This window comes from Marinobacter sp. (assembly GCF_041984545.1).
Lineage (GTDB): Bacteria > Pseudomonadota > Gammaproteobacteria > Pseudomonadales > Oleiphilaceae > Marinobacter.
On record NZ_JBHIXV010000021.1, the window covers coordinates 40,885 to 60,558 of the forward strand.

A 19,674-nucleotide genomic window follows, 5' to 3' on the forward strand; every position below is an offset into this window, starting at 1 on the left:
ACCGCCCTTCTCGCGGTTTTGCCCCCGTAGCTCATCTGGATAGAGCGTCCCCCTCCTAAGGGGAAGGTAGCAGGTTCGAGTCCTGCCGGGGGTACCAGTTCAGTGTCTACCCCGCCCCACAAAAGAGCCCGAAAGCCGCGCGCTGCAAGACTTCAAGAACAACCATAGCACACACTGTACACCTCTGCACAATACTAGACGTACCCACAAAATGCGGGTACTGTTGCGGGTACTTGGTCAATGAATGACCACTGGTACCCGCAATGATGCACAGGTGGCGCGTATGGCGAGAGAAATCAATAAGCTGACCGACAGCATGGTCAAAGCTGCCAAACCCGAAGGCCAGAAAAGGCGGAAGCTGGCGGACGGTGGCGGCCTGACACTGGTCATCAAACCCGAATCAAAAGTCTGGTGGTTTCGCTATCGGTTTGGCGGAAAGGAAAAGACCTATAGCCTGGGCAGTTATCCAGAGGTTTCACTCAAGGACGCCCGCGAGGGACGAGACGCAGCCCGCAAGCTGCTGCAACAGAAAAAAGACCCCGTTACGCATCGCCGCTCAGAGGGCGCCAAGAACCTTTCAGCGGCCTCCAACACCTTTAAGGCCGTTGCCGAGGACTGGCTCAAACTCCAGAAAGGCCAGCTGCAGGACAGTACCATAGACGTTACCCGCAACCGCCTGACCAACTGGATTTATCCGCACCTTGGCAGTATGCCAATAACTGAGATTGAGCCGCCCCTGGTCCTGCAGGTATTGCGCAAGATCGAAACCAAGGGCAAGCACGAAACCGCGCACCGGATGCGCCAAAGAATCAGCCAGATTTACCGCTTCGCCATATCCGAGGGCAGAGCGGGCCGAGACCCTGCCGCCGATTTGCGAGGACTCTTGAAGGCGGTACCCGCAAAGAACAGAGCCGCCATCACGAAACCTGACGAGCTTGGAGGACTTCTCAGAGCCATTGAGGCCTATTCAGGCCAGCCGGCAACGTGTGCAGCCCTTCAGCTAGCCCCGATGCTTTTCTTGCGCCCTGGGGAGCTGAGAAAGGCCGTTTGGGCTGAGATCGATCTCAAGGCCGGTATGTGGATTGTTCCCGGCGACCGGATGAAAGGCACATTGAAGGCCAAACGTGCGGGCCGTGTGCCAGACCACAAAATACCCCTACCACGCCAGGCTATCGAGATCCTGAAACCTCTAAAGCAGCTGACCGGGAAAAGGCCCTATGTATTTGAATCGATCAAGCCAGGCCGCCCCCTCTCAGATAACACCATCAACACCGCCCTGAGAAGCATGGGCTACGATAGTGAAACGATGGTCGGGCATGGATTCAGGGCCACAGCCTCAACGCTCCTGCATGAGATGGGCTGGCCTCCAGAAATCATTGAACTCCAACTGGCTCACCAACAGCGCAACCAAGTAGCAGCCGCGTACAACCGATCTGCCCGAATGGATGAGCGCACGGCAATGATGCAGCAATGGGCTGACTACCTAGACAATTTGAAAAAAGGCGGCTCTGTTGTGCCGTTCAAAGCAAAGCGGGAGGCTTGACGTGGCAAAGCTAAAGCAGAAGGAATGGATGACGATTACAGATGCCTCTCGAATGCTTTCTGAAATCAGTGACAATGGCCCAGTCTCTCCTACCGATCTCCTTGAGTTCGCAATGGATCGAGAGATCATGCTCTCCATTCGAACCACCAAACCCACGGACGCGCCGGTATGGATGGCTGAATTCACTGATATTCGTGAATACAGCAAAGACGAAATAACTGCTCATGAAAAGTTGATGGAACAGTCTCCAAGAAGCAAGCAACTGGTGATGACGACGGTAATCGGCAATGAAGTGTTCCTCGGAGACTATGTGCACCAAGAACCGCTCTGGCCGGCTATATGGGATATCAACACGTTTGCTAGTGGCCAAGATTTCTTTACGAGGCTATGGAACCGGTTTCAAAAGAAAATGGATGAGGATCCCAGCCACCTAAGGCCGGAGGCGCCCAGCTTAATTAAAGATGGTGGTAAGACTATTAGTTTCAGCCATCACATTGAACTGTTCAACAGGGTTACAGGCCTCGTCTACTCAGTACCAACACATCTGATACCCGAGGACAGCTATCTCGGGATTAGGAGAACTGAGTTGCAGAAGCTCTTTGTTGACGATGAGCAACGGTCGCCCGAGACATTATCCTCCAAGCAGTACCATAGCCTCTACAAGATGATTTTAGGAATGGCCATTGAGAAATACGGATATGACCCTGATAGCCGCAGAAATACAGCCACCGGAGAGAACCATGGCTCAATATGTGCGGACCTCGAAAAGGCAGGCCTACAAGTTGACGCTGACACTATCCGTGAACACCTAAAAGCAGCCAGTGCCGCCACACCTCCCCAGATAAAAAAACCGAATTCGGGTAACTCATAACCGAATTCGGCCAAGCCGATAGCCCCCGCTGATTTACTGATTCCGTGTACAACAATGGATGAGGTTAATCAGCAATGAGCGAAACAAAACGCCCCGCATCAAATATTGACCGCCTTTTGCGTTATCGCGAGGTAGAGGAAGTGACCGGCTTTCGCCGTTCAACCATCTACTTCTGGATGAGCAAAGGCCTGTTCCCGAAACCCCTCAAAATTGGCCGTGCTATCGCCTGGCGCGAGCGTGACATTCAGAAATGGATGGACGAGCGAGCGGAGGCGACAGCATGAGAGTCAATACTCAAGTAAAACCCGGTTTTTTCTGGAAAGCAGGCCGCCAGTACATAGCCCTTTCCGAAGTTTCCCGACACCTGCAAGTACCCGCGCACATCGTCACAGATGCAGTCTCCCGTGGGGATCTGCCGATCGAGCGCGTGTCTGGCTGCAAGGTGGTTCAGTTTGAGGAACTGCTGAGATTCATCGATTTGCTGGAGGGCAGAAAATGACAGACGAAAAAAAAGCCCAAACCGGCCGCAATCCGGTAGAGGGCTCTCCTAATGCACTTAGGTCGAGTAAGCAGTGTAACCAGAATCAGAAAGGTCTGCTAGTCCTTGCCACTCATCTCACCTGCAGGCACATAAGGCTGCTGAAACGCCTTCTGGCTGGCCCTCTCCCCCGCATCGAAGCAGACCGCGTAGCGGGCACGACAAACGCCCCTGAGTACATCAGCCGGCTCCGGCATGAATTCAGGCTTCAGATTAAAACGGAGCGCATTGAAGTGATCGACCGCGATGGCTTCAAAACCCGACCTGGCGTCTATCACCTGGAGCCCGAAGGCAGAGACAGAGTAGAGGCTCTGATTGAGGCCTACGAAGCACGGAGGGCTGCCTGATGCGCGTCATATTCGCAATCGATGCCATCGAGAAGGTGGCGCACACAAACAACTTTCCCGGCTGCCTGAGATGGGCACAGCAACGCACAGAGGCCACAGGAAGGCCAATAAGCATTGTCTGCTGTCGAGCTGGGGAGAAAAGCGGGAAAACCATTGCGGAAGTCACAAGCGAAGGAGTCCGGCTCATAAAAGGCGGGACCATCTGGAGCCGCGGCAAACTGAGGTATCTGAATGTCGAGCAATAAGCCCCTTCGGAAGAAGCGCAAAGGGGGCTATTTCGAGGTTTGGGCTCAGTGGTTTGACTCGCCAGCGTACCGCGATCTGTCCCCGCCCGCCCGCTGTTTGCTGATGGAGTTTCAGCACATCTACAGGCCAGGCCGTAATGGCCGCCTGTCGATCTCGGTGCAGCGGGCAATGGAAAGACTCGGATGCGCCAAGAACACCGCGCAGGAGGCATTCAGGGAGCTGACAGAGCATGGATTCATCAAGCTCAACCATGGCGAGATGTGGCAGGAGCGAATGGCTAGAGAGTGGATATTGACCTTTGAGCCGCTCAACAACAAAGAGCCCTCGGACAAGTGGACAGAGTGGGAACCCGGCAAGCCGGTATTCACTTTGCCGAGGAAACAGACGCAGGCACGGAGGGCTGCATAAAAATTCCCGGGGTCAAAATATGCCCCAGAGCTGGGTAACGAATTAGGACAGACTGTCCTAAAAACGCACCCAGAGCGAAAAATCGACCATTTTTAAGGATTTGCAATTCGAGGAAAAACAGATGGTTACGATTCTAGAAAAACCGCTCTCTGTCCTAAATCAGTACCCCCATACAGTATGCCATGGGATGGGTGTTGTATTTGCCCTCGTTGACCGAAGGGAAAACGCCGGGCGGCCCAAAACGCGCCGAAAAATCCGAGGTGCGTCATGAGATCCATAACCCCCATCGATGCCGCCCTTGAACTGATCGACACCCTGGAAGGGAAACCAGATCGAACAGACGTTGAGGATTGGTTGCTGGCTGGGCTCAAACGCTACCGCGCCGGCTATGTGAAAACGCTGGATGACAGCTTGGGGCTCTCCGTTGGCCAGGGCCAGGCTAGGGAGAAACTCTGCTACGTCTGGCGGACCCGGGAGCGTAACCAACTTATACGGGAGGCGGCCGGCAACCTCGTTCCCGATTACGGCAAGGTGACAGCGGCCAAGCTCATAGCCTGTGCAATGAACACTGCAATACCGGATCTGTTCACCCTGAAGCGCAACGAAACCGTGCGCACACTCTGCAAGCTCCGGCAAATCTGCATGAATCATCGGGGTGATTCGCCCCTGGCCCTCGGCTGGCGCCGAACCCTTGAAATCATGAACGGGGACGGCTGCTAGCGCCTCCCCGATTGCGACGAAACACCCATTATTTCAGACACCTACCCTACCCGGTAATCTGGTTCCAAGTCATCACAGGAGCCCGATTCCATGACCCACAAAGTGAAAGCCCTTCTGGCCGAAAATGAGGTTTACCTCTATGGCCCCATCGGTGAAGGCGGTATCACTGCCAAAGCCTTTATCGATTCCCTCAAGACCCTGAACACCTCCCAGACCGTGAATGTGCGCATCAACTCCGAAGGTGGAGACGTTGCTCACGCCCTGGCCATGTACAACGCCCTGAACGAGCTGGCGGACGTGGTGATTCGCATTGACGGTCTGGCCGCCAGTGCCGGCTCAGTCGTGGCAATGGCCGGTAAATGCCGAATGGCTGAAAACGCCATCATGATGATTCACCGCCCCTGGTCCGGCGCCGTTGGTGACTCTGACGCCATGCGCAAGGCCGGCGAGATCCTCGACAAGTTCCAGCCGACTCTGGTCAGTGCCTACGCCAAAAAGACCGGCCTCAGTGACGACAAGCTGAACGAGATGCTGGCGGCTGAGACCTGGCTCACCGCTGCCGAGGCTCTGGAGATGGGTTTCGTGGATGAGGTGATCGAAGCAATGGCCGTTGCTGCTTCCGCTGACCTATCAGCCTTCGACCAAGTGCCGGAACGAATCGCACAGGTTCACGCCAAGGCCCGCGAGAACTATCAGGAAATTCAGAACATCGTGGAACTGCACAACAGCTTCCAGAAAGGCGAACCGCTGAAAGCCGAAACGCTGATGGCTTCCGGCAAGACCACCCCCGAAGCCGTACGCGCCCACCTGATGGACGAACTCGGCAAAGATCAAAAACCTTCATCCTATGGAGCCATCGTTATGGACCAGAACGACCAACTCAGAAAGTTTAAGAACGACGCCTCAGACGCGATTCTGATGCGCCACAACATTCCTGTTAAAAACGCCTCTGATGGCGCCCGGGAACTGGCCAGCATGAGCCTGGTGGATATGGCCAAAAAGAGCGTGGAGCTCACCGGCAAATCGACCATGCTGATGAATAAGCAGCAGATCCTGAACGAAGCCTTCACGCACAGCACTGCCGACTTTAGCCAGGTATTGAGCAACACCGCCGGCAAGGCTCTGCGCAGTGCCTACGAGGAAGCCAACGAGAGCCACATGATTTGGACCGGCGAGGCGGAAGTTCCCGACTTCAAGCCCCAATCTCTGGTTCAGCTCAGTGAAGCTCCAGACCTGGACAAGGTCAAAGAGGGCGCCGAGTACAAGCACGGCTCTTTCTCTGACGATGGCATGGTTTTCCAGCTGGATAAGTTCGGCAAAACCTACACCATGACCTACGAGGCCATGATTAACGATGACTTGCAGGCCTTCACCCGCCTACCGCGCTTGTTCGGTGTGTCTGCCCGCCGTAAAGAGTGCGACCTGGTATACGCGGCTCTGACCAGTAACCCGAAGCTGGCGGACGGCAAGGCCCTGTTCCATGCCGACCATAAGAACATCGCCACTGCAGCCGGCCTCTCAGTGTCTTCATTGAGCGCAGCCCGCACCATCATGCGCAAACAGCGAGGCCTGAACAGTAAGGCGCCGTTGAACCTGCAGCCGCGTTACCTGATTGTTCCTGCCGCAATGGAAGGCCTGGCAGAGCAAATCCTGGCCTCAACCGTTGACCCGACCAAGAACAATGACACGCCGAACCTTCAGTTTATCCGGAACATGGAACTGGTGGTGGATGCCCGCCTGGATGAGGTATCCGAAACTGAATGGTACGTGGCCGCCAGCCCGACTCAGGTAGACACCATCACCCGCGCTTACCTGGCTGGCGCTGCCCGCCCCTACTACGAAACCCGCGAAGGTTGGGAAGTAGACGGTTGGAGCGTGAAGTGTCGGATGGAGTTCGCCGCGGTGCCGGTAGACTTCCGGGGCCTCGTCAAGAACCCCGCAGCGTAAGGAGTCCGGGCAATGGTCGATCGCAATGTTACCTATCGGCTTAAAGGCGATGCTGCCGACTTTAACCGAGTCGTGAACCGAGCTGAGGCAACCCTCTCCGGCTCGTTCAAGAAAATGCAGCAGGCCTCTGGCCGGGGCGGCAAAGCCGTTGCCCGCGACTACAACGCCATCAGTCGTGCCGCCGATGGCGCACAGCTGAAAGTGAAAGGCCTGGTCACTGCCATAGGGAGTTTCGCTCTCGGTGGCGGTGGCCTGCTGGCCCTGGCGAACAATGCCATTACAGCCGCTGACGAGATTGGCAAAACTGCACAGCGGTTGGGACTGGCAACAACCGAGCTGCAGCGGTATCAATTCGCCGCTGAGGTTTCCGGGATTTCGACCAACGAATTCAATACCGCTTTCCAGCGATTAGGCCGCCGACTCGGTGAGGCCGCGCAGGGATTCGGTGAAGCCCGCCCCGCCCTGGCGTCTCTCGGCATTGCCATTCGGGACGTTCAAGGCAACCTCAGACCAACCAACGAGGTATTCGATGAGGCGATCCAGAAGCTGGCGGGCCTGGAGGACATAACCCTCCGTAACGCCCTCGCTGCCAAACTGTTCGACAGTGAAGGCGTGAAGCTGGTGCAGCTGGGCAACAATCTGGCCAACCTCAAGGAACAGGCCGGCGAGCTGGGCCTCATTATTCCGCCCGAACTCATCGAGAACGCCGAGGAACTGAGTAACCAGCTCACCATCGTTCAAAAGACCCTTTCGGTGAAGATGACCGCCGCCCTGGTCAAGTTTGCCCCACAGCTGGACCGGCTCGCCAATGGCGCCCTTCTGGTGGCTGAGAACTTCGATTCCATCGTTGCCGCCCTGGCAGACGTGGCCCAGCTCGTCGTGACCATCAAGCTGGCCTCAATGATTCAGGGACTCTATGGCATAGCCGCTGCATCCATTGCCGCTGCCAAAGGCCTGAACGCCACCAGGGCCGCTCTGAGAGGCCTCAAGATTGCCTCAGTAGTTGGCGTAGCCTTCCTGGCGGTTGAGATTGCTCTCGAGAAGCTGGTGAACGCCGTGGACGATTCCGGCGACAGCATCGAGAAAAGCATTCAGGAAGCCGCAGCGGCCTATGAAAACGGCGCCCGGGACATTGCGACCGCCTCCGATAACACAACCTCACAGCTGATTCAGGACCGCCAGAAGTACAACAAGGACATCGATAAGCTGGTGAAAGAGGAAGTGAAAACCCTGGAGGATGCCCTTAAGGCGCAGGAGAAGGTTGTCGCACAACGCCGAGCCGCCCTGAACAATGCCACCCGGGACGCCCAGAACGCAGCGGCCGAGTTTGACGAGGCATTCGCCAAGATCCGTGGCGGGAAACAGTCGAATGAAGATCCCGACCTGCTCGACTTCAGCACGCAGATTACCGAAGCACGCCGACTGCTGAACGAGGGAGATAACGAAGGGGCTGTTCAGGCCGCCATCGAAGCCAAGAACGTGGTTCTGGCCCTGCAGGAGACCGGGAAGTATACCGAGGCCCAACTATCGGGAACGCTGAAAAAGGCCCTTCAGGTGCAGCAGGCGGCCTCGGGTGGCATCGAAGAACAGGAAGCCAGCGCCCTGGCAGAAGCCGAGAACGCCCTGGCCAAGATCCAGAGCCAAATCAACCTGATCGAATCCATCTCATTCAGTTTTGACGAGACAAAGAGCCTGGCGGAAGCCAAGCGCGTCATCGATCAAATCAAGGATCTGGTGAGTAAGCAGCCTATCGTGGTTCCGGTCAAGCTGAAGCCGACCAACAACCTTGGAGGCTCAGCAGAGGCGCCCGGGTTTGCCCGTGGTGGTTTCATTCAGGGACCGGGGACAACCACATCAGACAGCATTCTGGCCAGGCTCTCCAAAGGCGAATACGTGCTGAGGGCTGCCGCCGTGAAGAAATACGGGCTGGACTTCCTCAATCAGCTGAACGCGGGAAGGCTGCAGGGTTTCGCCGCTGGTGGATTGGTGCAGGCCCCCTCTGGCGGATCGACTGGCACACCCGTGAACCTGAACCTTGGCGGTAGACAGTACCCGATGAACGCCGCACCCGAGACAGCGGACAGGCTCAGGCGGGATACGTACATCGAACAGCTCAAGAAAGGCCGCAGATCGTGAGAATACTCTCTGTCCTGACTCCTCCTAGACGAGGCAGAGGTATGGGCTCTGGCACATGGCCCTGACAATGTGCCTGGGTTGTTGGCTGAGCGTTGCTTCGATCAGCCGACGGTTCGGTTGGGTGTTGGCAGACCACCCTCAACAAAACTGCCACACATTCCGAGATGAGGTAGAGCCATGAAGCCGCACGAACTCGCAGAGCGCTACACCTTTCACCCGCTGGGTTTCAGTCTCCGAAACCTGACCGGCGCACCCGACGAGGAGACGAGGCAGACCGCTTATGTTGTGGTGCTGACCATCGCAGAGCTGCTGTACTTCCAGAAGGAACTGACCAAGGAAGAGCGCGACTGGTTTATCTCTGAAGCTCACCGCCAGGTGAACAACGACCAGGTGCAGCATTGACGCGGGTCCTCCTGGCCGGGGGCCCGTGGTGGGTCCGTGGAGGCGTGATTCTTCACTACATACGAAATTTTCTGAGGGCGGTTGTTGTATGACCAAGAAGCAAGAACACTGGCTAAATCAGGTTCAGATGGCCGAGAGCCTGGGCATCACGGTAAACGCTTTCGCCCGTTGGAAGGTGGAGCCCGTGGCCAGGATCGGCAAAAACGTCTATTACGATGTGCGGAGCGTTCTGGACAACCGTCTGAGCCATGCCGAAGGCAACAGCCTGACCGCTGGCGATATGGAAGCTGAACGGCTCAGGCTCACCCGCGCACAGGCTGAAGGCCAGGAGATTAAAAACGAGCTGGCCAAGGGCAAGACTGCGCCGATCGAGATTATCTCTCTGGTGTTATCGAAGATTGCCGGAGAGGCAACCGGGATACTCGACAGCCTCCCGCTCGACATTCGGCGCCGGCATCCCGAGCTGCAGACTGCCGTGATTGAGTCGATCAAGCGGCAAGTGGTGAAATCGCAGAACGCGATAGCCAGGACCGGCGACACGCTGGAGCACGTTCTCGAGGATTACCTCGAACAGCAGGACGCCTGACTGTCAGACAATCCCGCAGTAAACCGTAAGCCCCGGCGAACCGGGGCCCACCCTTTCACTTCTTCGTATCGTACAAAGCCTCGGCCAGCTTCTGGGCCTGACTCATATTGCGTTGAAGCTGCCAGACGTAGTTGGCCAACAGATGCTCGTTGAAGGTCTCCCCGCCGTCCTGGGCCTGATTCAGGTAAAGATGAAACATCGCCAACAGCGAGTCTGTTTGAATGTGAATCTCGTTGAGCTCATCGAAATAATCAAGCGCCTGGTTTGTCTCGCCCTCGACAGCCTTCTGCCGAGCGATGCCGCCCGCCTCAATAATCTGATTCGCGGTCCTCTGCAGCTCTGCCCCGAGATCCTCGTTGGTGGCCTCTGTCATGGCCTCACAGTCACCCGAGGCACTGGCTACAAGATTCCAAGCCTGGTCAATCATTGCACCCACGACAACATCCGGCGAGTCGTGCTCCAGCAGGTTGTTCAGGTTCTCACGGTTGCGCAGGAAATTGAGCGTAGCCTCAGCATCCAGCAGGCGTGAACGGCAATCAGTTAGGCGATTTGAGAATTTGTTCATGGTTTGCATCTCCGTCTATGGTTAGGAAATGCAGCGCGAGATTTTGCGGGTACTTTTGAGGGTACTCAGAGTATAGGCACTGATTGAACGATAATAAAATCAAATCTTTAAGCCAATCCTTAGACTCCTGCCGGGGGTACCATCCCAGCATTAAAATCAAATAGTTAGACCAAGAAAATCAACTGACCCACCAACCTACCCCTCAACCCTAAAACGATCAATTTTTAGCCAAAACCTTTCACCCCCAGCCACACAATTTTTATGACTTGGCGACCGCCGTTTTTCAATAGGGGCGATATCTCTCTGTTTTGCCTGACATTCAAGCACACGGTCCGGCCAAAATCTATTTGCTTGCTAGAACGACGAAATGGGGTAACGTCGAAATAGGTCTCGAATGGCGTGACCAATTCAATTAGCAAGCAGAGGATATTCCAAAATGATGAAACACTTGATTGACCAGATTACCGACCTGCTCAAACAAGCCAACGCTCTGGCGGAAACTCTCGACAACTTCGAGCTGAGTAAAGCCGAAGTGCGGGTGTCGTGCACGGACGGCACCAGCCTGGTGATCGGCGACAGTCTCCAGAACTACAGCGATGGCACCACCGGTGACAGCTCTCTGTCACAGCTGACTCCAGCGACCGCCAGCGCGGCGGACCAGCTGGGCACCATCAAAAAGAACGTCTGGTTCTGAGCGGAGGGATTCAACATGGACTTCATGAAAAAGACCCAGAACCTGGCCGCGACGCTCACCAAAGAATTCAATTGCGAGGAGATCAACCTCACCGTCCAGATGCGACGGGCAGAGGACTGGATTACGCTCGATCTCTTCCAGAATTCTGAGGAGCCGAATAAGTTCTATGCGACCGTTGACTACTCTTCCAGCCAGCACGCTCAACTTGATGCGAGGAAAACCATACACTGAGGCGTCGCAAAAAGCCCACCCTCCGAGTCCAATTTCGCGAGGGTGGGCTTCGGCCAGCTAGACTCATAAATAGACACCCGCACGATTTTTGCCTCCAGCAACGATACTTAAATCCGCCAGCGTTTACTCGCGGATGCATCGCGCGCTTTCAAATCTCGCCTCGTCGCTTGTAGGGCCGCTAATATGCCCTTGATCTATCCACGTTTTCTCCTGAAACTTTGGTAGACTTTAGGAGCTAGTCTGAAACGCTCAATGCCAACAGTATTCTGCCTGCTGGGGCACCAATAATAAGGCAAGGGAGGCGCCAAGCCTGATGGACGTTTTTGAATTTCGGGACAAGCTGGTCGGTGACTACCGAGACTTTACCCGCTCCTTTATTCAACCCAAGGCTGAAGACATCAGCAGCTTCCTGGACAGTGAATATGATGGAGGCCGCTACTGGCCCTCTCCACTGATTCAGATCAACCCGTCCTACGTCACCACTGGCACCGTCGATTCCCTGGCCTCTGAAGGCATTCTTACGCCCGTTACCGCCAGCATCTTCCGGTTCGGCAAGAGCGCCACTTCCACTGGAGTGCCTGCAACGCTCTACAAGCACCAGCGAGAGGCTATTGATTGTTGTGAGCGCAGTGAGCCCTACGTACTGACTACAGGCACCGGCTCTGGCAAGTCACTCTCCTACTTCATTCCCATGGTTGATGCCATCATCCGGGATAAGCAGCAAGACCCCACCGCTCGAATTCGAGCTATCGTCATTTACCCGATGAACGCTCTGGCGAACAGCCAGAAGGAAGAACTGGAAAAATTTCTATCTGACTACGCCGACGACACCCGGCCTATTAGTTACGCCCGCTACACCGGTCAGGAAGATCAGGAAGAGCGGGAAAGAATCATGCAGAACCCTCCCGACATTATCCTGACCAACTACATGATGTTGGAACTGCTGATGACACGGCAGAACGAACGGGACAAGGCAGTTATCAGGCACTCCAATGGGCTTCAGTTCCTGGTACTGGACGAACTGCACACCTACAGGGGCCGCCAGGGTGCCGATGTTGCCATGCTTGTCCGCCGTGTTCGGGAACGGATGAATCTAAACCTTGTCTGCATCGGTACCTCTGCGACCATGGCTACCGATGGCACCCGGGAAGAGCGGCAGGCCAAGGTAGCAGAGGTTGCCTCCAAGATGTTTGGCCAGAAAGTGCCTGCGGCGAACATAATTGGCGAAACCTTGCAGCGCCAAATCCCCGGTGACATGCCGGATAAAGGCGAACTTGCAGCGGCACTGCAACAGCCACTCCCGGCGCAGATCGATTTCGACACTCTACGAAAGCACCCTGTCGCCGCCTGGGTGGAACTCACTCTCGGCATTGTTAAAGAAGAAGGGATGTGGGTCCGAGCAAAACCCAAGACACTCGAAGAAGCGGCGGACCTGCTGAGTCAGGCCTCTGGCCTTGCCCCCGAACACTGCCAGCGTTACCACGCACAGTTCCTGTTACTGGCCTACCGCACCAGAGACATAAACGATAAACCATTGTTTGCGTTCCGCCTGCACCAGTTTATCTCGGGTGCAGGCGACCTCTACGCCACACTCGAAGAGCCGGGTAAACGCACCCTCGATCTACACGGCCAACAATACGTTCCTGGTGATCGCTCTCGACGCTTTTACACCGTGCATTTCTGCCGTAGTTGCGGCCAGGATTACTACCCTGTCTGGCATAAACAAAATGATGAAACCGGCGAACTCGGATTCCAGCCCAGAGACATCAAGGAAACGTCTGCGGAAGAGGAAGAGACGGGCTATGGCTTTGTCATGCTCGGTCACTGGAACGAAGAGGACTACCCGGAAACCTGGCTGGACTTCAAAAAAGACCCACCCAAAATAAAGTCTTACTATTCAAAGTTCCGGCCCCAGGAGATTCACGTCCTGCCCAGTGGCACCCAGCACTTACAAGGCGCGCGCGGCTATTATCTACCCGGCGGCTTCCGGTTCTGCCTGAACTGTGGCCAGGCGCACAGCTCCGGACGCGACTGGACCCGACTCGGCTCTTTATCAGCGGAAGGTCGGAGTTCGGCCACCACAACCCTCACACTGTCGTCACTGAGATACCTTCTGGGTGCTGATAATGAGCTGGCGGATGAAGCCAGAAAGCTGCTTGGATTCAGCGACAACCGCCAGGATGCTGCGCTCCAGGCCGGCCATTTCAACGATTTTATGCAGATCCTGCTGGTTCGAGCCGGTGTTCTTGCCTCTCTTGAGCAACAGGATGGTGCCCTGTTAACCGACCGGGACCTCGCCCAGCACATCTTCAACGCCCTGGGAATGGACAGTAACGACCCCGCCATCCGGGCAGACTACCTCCAGAACCCAGAGCAACGTATTCCCCGGCTCAAGCGTGATGCCGAGGAAGCCATGCGCAACGTACTGGGCTACCGGGCATACCACGACCTGCGCCGTGGCTGGCGCTTCACAGTGCCGAACCTCGAACAATTAGGTTTGCTGGAAATAGCCTACGACGGACTGACAGAACTGACAGAAGATGACAGCGTTTGGGAAAAGTCCCCCGATATGCTGGCAAAGGCAACCCCTGCAGTTCGTTATCAGGTGTGCAAACTGGTACTGGATGTCATGCGCAAGAACCTCTGCATCCGCACCCGTTACCTGGATCACCTGCAGCACGAACAATGGGTGAACCTGGCTACTACGCATCTGACAGAGAAATGGCAGCTGGGCAGCGCAAGAGACATGGCGAAAGCCAGCCACGCCATCATCGGCCGCCGACCCAAGGGCCGGGAGTTCGACCTCGTTTCATTGGGCAGCCGGTCCCGTCTTGCCCAGGAGCTCAAAAAGCCAGGTATTTGGGGCAATGCTCCTTACGAGCCCCTGAACGATAAGAACTGGCCGGCGCTCATCGAAGCGCTTCTCCAGGCACTGGAAACCTACGGATTGATTGAAGCCGAAGCCGTCGATAAAGAGCTCGACGGTTACCAGTTGATTGGGGAAGTTCTGGTCTGGAAACGTGGCAGTGGAACTCCGGAGCGCGATCCCCTGGCACCCGCCATTGCCAACAACCCTTACTTCACCGCGCTTTACCAGGCTGTCGCAGACAGCCTGAAACATCAGCACCATGATTGGTTCCAGTTCCTGGCGCACGAACACACCGCACAAGTTGATCCAGAAGACCGCGAAGATCGGGAACGTGCATTCCGATCCGGTGAGCTGAGGGTTATGTTCTGCTCCCCGACCATGGAGCTGGGTGTAGATATCAGCTCCCTGAACACGGTCTACCTGCGAAACGTTCCGCCAACACCGGCGAACTACGCCCAGCGTAGCGGCCGGGCCGGCCGATCTGGCCAGCCAGCATTGGTAGTCACGTACTGCGCAGCACAAAGTCCGCATGATCAGTATTTTTTCCGAGAGCCGAGACGCATGGTACACGGGCAAGTGACCCCGCCCATGCTGGATCTGGCAAACGAAGAACTGGTCAGCAGTCACCTGTTCGCCACCTGGCTATCTGAAACGGGAACTCGATTACCAGCCGCTATCAACGAACTGATCGACGTAACCGAAGAGGGTATGCCAATCAGTGAGAGCTATGCCGACTCCCTGGCCAACGAAAAGGCGCTTGCCGGTGCCCAACAACGTGGCAAGCGGCTGATGCAGCTGCTCGGCGATGCGCTAACGCCGGCCCAAGGCGTATGGCTCAACAGCCAGGAGCCGCTGGAAGTAGCTGCATCAGGGTGGGCAGATAAACGCCTTCAGCAGGCCATGGCAAGGCTCAACGACTGCTTCACTCGCTGGCGTGATCTTTATAAGTCCACGTTGAAACAGATCGAGGAAGCAAATCGCTTGATGACCAGCCCGGCCAGCAGCAAGCGGGAGCGGGATATTGCAAAAAGGCGCTGGGAGGAAGGTTCGATTCAGTTCAGTCTGCTTCAGGATAACAGCAAGCGGCAGTCGGATTTTGAAACCTACCGTTATCTGGCTGGCCAGGGTTTCCTTCCAGGCTACAACTTCCCCCGCCTGCCGCTGGCGGCCTTTATCCCCGGCACCCGAACCAGTCGGCGGGAAAACCATAACCGTGTCTTGTCACGGCCCCGGTTCCTGGCGATTTCGGAATTCGGTCCGCTCAGTCTTATCTACCACGAAGGCCAGCAGTACAGAGTTAAACGGGTCATTCTCGGCGCCGTGGATCAGCAACAAGTGACAGAGGCCAAGCTACCGGAGCAGCAGGCCAAAATGTGCGGGCATTGTGGTTACGGGCACTTCAACGAGCAACTTGACCTGGATTTGTGCGTCGCCTGCCAGACACCACTGTCGGAAGGGAAAATGGTGCACAACCTTTTCCGCATTGAAAACGTGGCCACGCGCCCGGTAACCCGCATCACTTGCGACGAAGAAGAGCGCATGCGCCAGGGCTACGACCTTCGCACCACGCTCCAGTACCCGGAAGAAAATGGTGTTCTGAAAGCTGTGCGCAGCAACATGCAACAGGGCGATGACCCGCTCGCTGAGATGGAGTATGCGCAACAAGCCCACATCTGGCGCATCAACCTGGGCTGGAAACGACGCAAAAATAAAGAAATTGACGGGTTCATGATTGACCCGCTCAATGGCACCTGGCTGAAAGACGATGAACAGGGTGGCAACGAAGACAACGAGGCCGACGAACCGGTGAATCAGCGCCAGCGTATTTCTCCCTTCGTCACCGATCGGCGCAATGTCCTGGTAATTCGGCCCAGACTGGCCATGTCGCCCACCACGGCAGCCACGCTGCAATATGCGATCAAACGCGGCATTGAGCTCAACTTCCAGCTGGAAGAAAGCGAGCTGATGGCAGAGCCCCTGCCAAACATGCATGAGCGCAATGCACTGCTCTTTTATGAAGCCGCAGAAGGCGGTGCCGGGGTATTGACGCGCCTTGCCACAGAACCCTCTGCATGGCGCAAGGTGGCTGAAACCGCCCTAGAGCTAATGCACTGGCAGCGCCCGGATGACACCGTTGCCTGGCATGAGTTGCCTCAAAGCCAATGGCAAGACACCAACGCCAGCTGCGAGGCGGGCTGTTATCGCTGCATTCTCAGCTACTTCAACCAGCCAGATCACGAAAACATCGACCGCCGCAACCAGGAAGCACTGCAGTGGCTTACCCAGCTAACCGAAATGACGCTGGAAACAGGCTCTGGCGGCAATCGGCCAGCGGATCAGGCGGCGCAACTCAAACGGGCCAGCGGAAGCAGTCTTGAGCAAGCCTGGCTGGATGCGCTCCAGCGCTATTCACTGCGCCAACCGGATGCGGCACAGCCTTACCTCAAAGAGTTCAATGTACGGCCGGACTTCGCCTACCGCGATAGCCGGGCCCTGATCTTTGTAGACGGCCCCCATCACGACCACGAAGACCGCCGCATGATCGACCAGCAACAAACACGGGATCTTGAAGACGCGGGCTTCCTGGTGTTGCGCTTCCCCAAAGAAACCAACAGCTGGCCCGCCTTATTTGCGCGCCATCCGGATGTATTCGGCACCATGACTGAACCAGCTAAACGGGAGACTTCCGACTCATGAATGCACCAGCCACTTCACCCGCTTATAACCCGGGCAGCATTGTCAGGGCGCGCGATCGGGAGTGGGTTGTGCTCCCGGAGTCTGCCGGTGACGACCTTTACCTGAGAGCCCTGGGTAGCGGAGATGACGACCGCATACGACTGCTGGCGGCACTTGAGCGCGTGGAGCAGGCCCTCTTCCCTGCACCGCACCCTGAGGATGCCCGCGAAGGTAACCAGCAATCCGGCCAATTACTGCGCGATGCCATGCTGCTGAAGCTTCGGGCTGGTGCCGGGCCTTTCCGGGCCATTGGCAACCTGGCATTCGAACCAAGGGCCTACCAACTGGTGCCTCTGCTAATGGCACTCAAACAAGAGGTAGTGCGTCTGCTGATTGCCGATGACGTGGGTATCGGTAAAACCATCGAGGCTGGGCTGATTCTGCGTGAACTGATCGACCGCGGCGAGGTAAAAGGCTTCACTGTACTTTGCCCGCCCCACCTGTGCGAACAGTGGCAGGAGGAGCTGAGCGAAAAATTCCACCTGCGCCCGGTTATTGTCAGCCGCCACACAGCCGCCCGGCTTGAGCGAGGCCTGCTACAAAGCGAATCCCTGTTCCAGCACTACCCTTACACGGTGGTCAGCCTGGACTACATAAAATCCAACCGTCGCCGGGACGAATTCCTCAGCAGCTGCCCAGATTTCGTGATCGTAGACGAAGCCCACACCTGCGCCCAGGGCAGTGGCCAGGGCCGGCACCAACGCTATGCCCTGCTCAAAGGGCTGGCTGAAAAGGCTACTCGCAACCTGCTCTTGCTGACAGCCACGCCACACAGCGGCGATGAGCAAGCATTTCAGAACCTTCTTGGTTTGCTCGATCAAGAATTCGCCACCCTGACGCGCCTGGACGACAGTCGAAACCCCATTCGCAGGCGCCTTGCCAAGCATATGGTTCAGCGTCGCCGTCAAGATATCGCCGAATGGCAGGACAATACCCAGTTCCCGGATCGCGAGGTGGCTGAAACGGCCTACCGCATGCAAGGCGATTGGATGGGGCTGTTTCAGGATGTCGTCAATTACGCCAGAGAGCTGGTAGACCGCGCCGAGAACCTGGACCAATTCCAGCAGCGCCTGCATTGGTGGGCCGCCCTGGCCTTGCTGCGCTGCATATCCTCGTCACCTGCAGCGGCCGTTCGAACACTCCAGAATCGGATAGACCGCTCCATCCAGCCAGAAACAGACTCCGCAAAAGCCATCGATACTCTGGACGAGCTCGGCAACAGAACCATTCTGGACAGCAGTGACGAAAGCCAGGACGACCTGGAACCCTGCGCCCAGATTGAAGACGTACCTTTGCTGCAACAACTGATTGCACGAGCCGCCAGCCTGCAAGGCCCAAAAGCCGACCCCAAGCTGAAGCAGTTGATTGCCCGGCTCAAACCCATGCTTGAGGAAGGCTTCCGGCCCGTCATTTTTTGCCGTTACATACCAACGGCGCATTATGTGGCAGAGCACCTGACCAAGGCGTTCAAGGGGTACAACGTTCAATGTGTCACCGGTGAGCTGCACCCGGCCGAGCGGGAAGAGCGTGTAGAAGCGCAGGCCAACGAGGACGAACCACCGATTCTTGTGGCCACCGACTGCCTGTCAGAGGGTATCAACCTGCAAGAGCATTTTGATGCCGTCATTCACTATGACCTGGCCTGGAATCCCACTCGCCATGAGCAGCGAGAGGGCCGTGTAGACCGGTTCGGCCAGCGCACGCCGGTGGTTAAAGCGCTAATGCTATATGGCGACAACAATCCGGTAGATGGCGCGGTACTGCGGGTCATCATCCGCAAAGCCGAAGCCATCCGCAAAGCACTGGGGGTCAGCGTGCCGATGCCCGAAGACGAAAATCGGGTAACTCAGGCCATCATGCAGACCGTTCTGCTCACCCGCGGCCTGGACAGCGGCATGAGCCAGATGGGCCTGGGGCTGGAGGAAGTCGAAAACCTGGACGACATAGAACAACAAGTGGACGTAAGCTGGGAAAGTGCCCGGGACAAAGCCAAACGCAACCGCACCATCTTTGCCCAGCAAGCCATCCATCCGGAAGAAGTCCTGCCGGAATGGCAGCGTATGCAGGAGGTTCTGGGCAGCCAGGCTGACGTGCAGCGCTTCATTACCAAAGCTCTGGCGGCATTGCGGGCACCACTTCAAACCCACCGACAACACTACCGCATGAGCTGGGGTGAACTGCCAGCCGCCATCCAGCAAAGACTGGAAGGGCATGGCATCCGCCGACTGGATCAGATCGGTTTTACGCTACCGTTGCCACGAGATGTGGCTTACATTCACCGCAGCCACCCTCTGGTCACCGTGCTGGCGGATGAACTGGCCGAACGCGCCCTGGAATCGGAAGACCTACCTGCCGCAGACCGCCCCGCCCGCCGGGCGGGTGCCATCACCACCAATCAGGTGGATCGACGCACCATCATCGCCCTGCTGCGTTTGCGCACCAACCTGGTGGTAGAGCGGGAAGGCAATCGCCGGGAAATGCTGGCGGAAGAAGCCGTAACCGTCGTGATGGAAGGCAACCAGATGCCCCGCCAGCTCAGCACAGAGGAAGCGGTATCACTGTTTAATCTGGATGCGACACAAAACACCACGCCCGATGTGCGCGAGCGCGCCGTTAAGCAGGCTCTGGAGCGTCTTCAGGAACAACAGTCCGCGCTGGATGACATTGCCCGCGGGCATGGCCAACAACTCCTGCAGGATCACCGAAGGGTGCGAGACTCAGAACGGGAGGGCCGCGGAACTTTCCAGGTTAACCCACAACTGCCAGCCGACATTCTGGGCGTGTACGTACTAATGCCAGAGGTCGCGTTTTGATCAGGGAAGAAAAACAGAGAGG

General features: G+C 56.6%; 16 protein-coding genes and 1 tRNA gene. 16 read left to right on the forward strand and 1 reads right to left on the reverse strand.

Going from position 1 to position 19,674, the window contains the following annotated elements; all coding sequences use genetic code 11:
• Window positions 1-20: 20 nt before the first annotated feature.
• The 12 genes from ACFC20_RS11330 (at window position 21) to ACFC20_RS11385 (ending at window position 9,744) form a co-directional block, all read left to right on the forward strand.
• Window positions 21-97: transfer RNA gene (locus ACFC20_RS11330), tRNA-Arg, on the forward strand.
• 147 nt (window positions 98-244) lie between these two features.
• Window positions 245-1,543: a tyrosine-type recombinase/integrase gene (locus ACFC20_RS11335; protein ID WP_375193112.1), complete on the forward strand. Its 1,299-nt coding sequence runs from the start codon at window positions 245-247 to the stop codon at window positions 1,541-1,543.
• Between the two features lies 1 nt (window position 1,544).
• A complete protein-coding gene (locus ACFC20_RS11340; protein ID WP_375193113.1) occupies window positions 1,545-2,414 on the forward strand; it encodes a hypothetical protein in 870 nt (289 codons plus the stop codon).
• A 74-nt stretch (window positions 2,415-2,488) separates the two neighbouring features.
• Window positions 2,489-2,698 carry a helix-turn-helix transcriptional regulator gene (locus tag ACFC20_RS11345; protein WP_375193114.1) on the forward strand — a complete coding sequence of 70 codons (210 nt, stop codon included), beginning with the start codon at window positions 2,489-2,491 and terminating at the stop codon, window positions 2,696-2,698.
• The gene (locus ACFC20_RS11350) at window positions 2,695-2,913 is read left to right on the forward strand and encodes a hypothetical protein (RefSeq protein ID WP_375193115.1); all 219 of its coding nucleotides are present in this window, start codon (window positions 2,695-2,697) and stop codon (window positions 2,911-2,913) included. Before ACFC20_RS11345 ends, ACFC20_RS11350 begins: the two co-directional genes overlap by 4 nt.
• On the forward strand, window positions 2,910-3,299 hold the full coding sequence (locus tag ACFC20_RS11355) for a hypothetical protein (RefSeq protein ID WP_375193116.1): 390 nt from the start codon (window positions 2,910-2,912) through the stop codon (window positions 3,297-3,299). The genes ACFC20_RS11350 and ACFC20_RS11355 overlap by 4 nt, the downstream gene beginning before the upstream one ends.
• Window positions 3,300-3,530: 231 nt before the next feature.
• Window positions 3,531-3,953, forward strand: coding sequence for a hypothetical protein (locus tag ACFC20_RS11360; RefSeq protein ID WP_375193117.1), 423 nt, complete (start codon window positions 3,531-3,533; stop codon window positions 3,951-3,953).
• Between the two features lie 267 nt (window positions 3,954-4,220).
• Entirely contained in the window at window positions 4,221-4,673 is a 453-nt protein-coding gene (locus tag ACFC20_RS11365; protein WP_375193118.1) for a hypothetical protein, read from the forward strand.
• Between the two features lie 90 nt (window positions 4,674-4,763).
• The gene (locus tag ACFC20_RS11370) at window positions 4,764-6,620 is read left to right on the forward strand and encodes a head maturation protease, ClpP-related (protein WP_375193119.1); all 1,857 of its coding nucleotides are present in this window, start codon (window positions 4,764-4,766) and stop codon (window positions 6,618-6,620) included.
• A 12-nt stretch (window positions 6,621-6,632) separates the two neighbouring features.
• Complete coding sequence (locus tag ACFC20_RS11375) at window positions 6,633-8,756, forward strand: hypothetical protein (RefSeq protein ID WP_375193120.1); 2,124 nt, start codon at window positions 6,633-6,635, stop codon at window positions 8,754-8,756.
• Window positions 8,757-8,933: 177 nt separating this feature from the next.
• On the forward strand, window positions 8,934-9,158 hold the full coding sequence (locus ACFC20_RS11380; protein WP_375193121.1) for a hypothetical protein: 225 nt from the start codon (window positions 8,934-8,936) through the stop codon (window positions 9,156-9,158).
• Between the two features lie 88 nt (window positions 9,159-9,246).
• Complete coding sequence (locus ACFC20_RS11385; protein ID WP_375193122.1) at window positions 9,247-9,744, forward strand: terminase small subunit; 498 nt, start codon at window positions 9,247-9,249, stop codon at window positions 9,742-9,744.
• A 55-nt stretch (window positions 9,745-9,799) separates the two neighbouring features.
• On the opposite strand, the gene ACFC20_RS11390 is transcribed toward ACFC20_RS11385, so the two are convergent.
• Complete coding sequence (locus ACFC20_RS11390; RefSeq protein WP_375193123.1) at window positions 9,800-10,309, reverse strand: hypothetical protein; 510 nt, start codon at window positions 10,307-10,309, stop codon at window positions 9,800-9,802.
• A gap of 436 nt (window positions 10,310-10,745) precedes the next feature.
• On the opposite strand from ACFC20_RS11390, the gene ACFC20_RS11395 reads away from it, so the two are divergent.
• From ACFC20_RS11395 to ACFC20_RS11410, 4 genes are all read left to right on the forward strand, one after another.
• Window positions 10,746-11,003: a hypothetical protein gene (locus ACFC20_RS11395; RefSeq protein ID WP_375193124.1), complete on the forward strand. Its 258-nt coding sequence runs from the start codon at window positions 10,746-10,748 to the stop codon at window positions 11,001-11,003.
• Between the two features lie 15 nt (window positions 11,004-11,018).
• Entirely contained in the window at window positions 11,019-11,234 is a 216-nt protein-coding gene (locus ACFC20_RS11400) for a hypothetical protein (RefSeq protein ID WP_375193125.1), read from the forward strand.
• A 313-nt stretch (window positions 11,235-11,547) separates the two neighbouring features.
• Window positions 11,548-16,800, forward strand: a complete 5,253-nt coding sequence (locus tag ACFC20_RS11405; RefSeq protein WP_375193126.1) for a DEAD/DEAH box helicase — start codon at window positions 11,548-11,550, stop codon at window positions 16,798-16,800.
• Window positions 16,797-19,652, forward strand: a complete 2,856-nt coding sequence (locus tag ACFC20_RS11410; RefSeq protein WP_375193127.1) for a helicase-related protein — start codon at window positions 16,797-16,799, stop codon at window positions 19,650-19,652. Before ACFC20_RS11405 ends, ACFC20_RS11410 begins: the two co-directional genes overlap by 4 nt.
• Window positions 19,653-19,674: the final 22 nt, after the last annotated feature.

What these genes read in the sequence shown, in the direction of transcription:
- ACFC20_RS11335 (WP_375193112.1), top strand. Translation starts at nt 245, where the DNA reads ATGACCACTGGTACCCGCAATGATGCACAGGTGGCGCGTATGGCGAGA.
- ACFC20_RS11345 (WP_375193114.1), top strand. Translation starts at nt 2,489, where the DNA reads ATGAGCGAAACAAAACGCCCCGCATCAAATATTGACCGCCTTTTGCGT.
- ACFC20_RS11350 (WP_375193115.1), top strand. Translation starts at nt 2,695, where the DNA reads ATGAGAGTCAATACTCAAGTAAAACCCGGTTTTTTCTGGAAAGCAGGC.
- ACFC20_RS11355 (WP_375193116.1), top strand. Translation starts at nt 2,910, where the DNA reads ATGACAGACGAAAAAAAAGCCCAAACCGGCCGCAATCCGGTAGAGGGC.
- ACFC20_RS11360 (WP_375193117.1), top strand. Translation starts at nt 3,531, where the DNA reads ATGTCGAGCAATAAGCCCCTTCGGAAGAAGCGCAAAGGGGGCTATTTC.
- ACFC20_RS11365 (WP_375193118.1), top strand. Translation starts at nt 4,221, where the DNA reads ATGAGATCCATAACCCCCATCGATGCCGCCCTTGAACTGATCGACACC.
- ACFC20_RS11370 (WP_375193119.1), top strand. Translation starts at nt 4,764, where the DNA reads ATGACCCACAAAGTGAAAGCCCTTCTGGCCGAAAATGAGGTTTACCTC.
- ACFC20_RS11375 (WP_375193120.1), top strand. Translation starts at nt 6,633, where the DNA reads ATGGTCGATCGCAATGTTACCTATCGGCTTAAAGGCGATGCTGCCGAC.
- ACFC20_RS11380 (WP_375193121.1), top strand. Translation starts at nt 8,934, where the DNA reads ATGAAGCCGCACGAACTCGCAGAGCGCTACACCTTTCACCCGCTGGGT.
- ACFC20_RS11385 (WP_375193122.1), top strand. Translation starts at nt 9,247, where the DNA reads ATGACCAAGAAGCAAGAACACTGGCTAAATCAGGTTCAGATGGCCGAG.
- ACFC20_RS11390 (WP_375193123.1), bottom strand. Translation starts at nt 10,309, where the DNA reads ATGAACAAATTCTCAAATCGCCTAACTGATTGCCGTTCACGCCTGCTG.
- ACFC20_RS11395 (WP_375193124.1), top strand. Translation starts at nt 10,746, where the DNA reads ATGATGAAACACTTGATTGACCAGATTACCGACCTGCTCAAACAAGCC.
- ACFC20_RS11400 (WP_375193125.1), top strand. Translation starts at nt 11,019, where the DNA reads ATGGACTTCATGAAAAAGACCCAGAACCTGGCCGCGACGCTCACCAAA.
- ACFC20_RS11405 (WP_375193126.1), top strand. Translation starts at nt 11,548, where the DNA reads ATGGACGTTTTTGAATTTCGGGACAAGCTGGTCGGTGACTACCGAGAC.
- ACFC20_RS11410 (WP_375193127.1), top strand. Translation starts at nt 16,797, where the DNA reads ATGAATGCACCAGCCACTTCACCCGCTTATAACCCGGGCAGCATTGTC.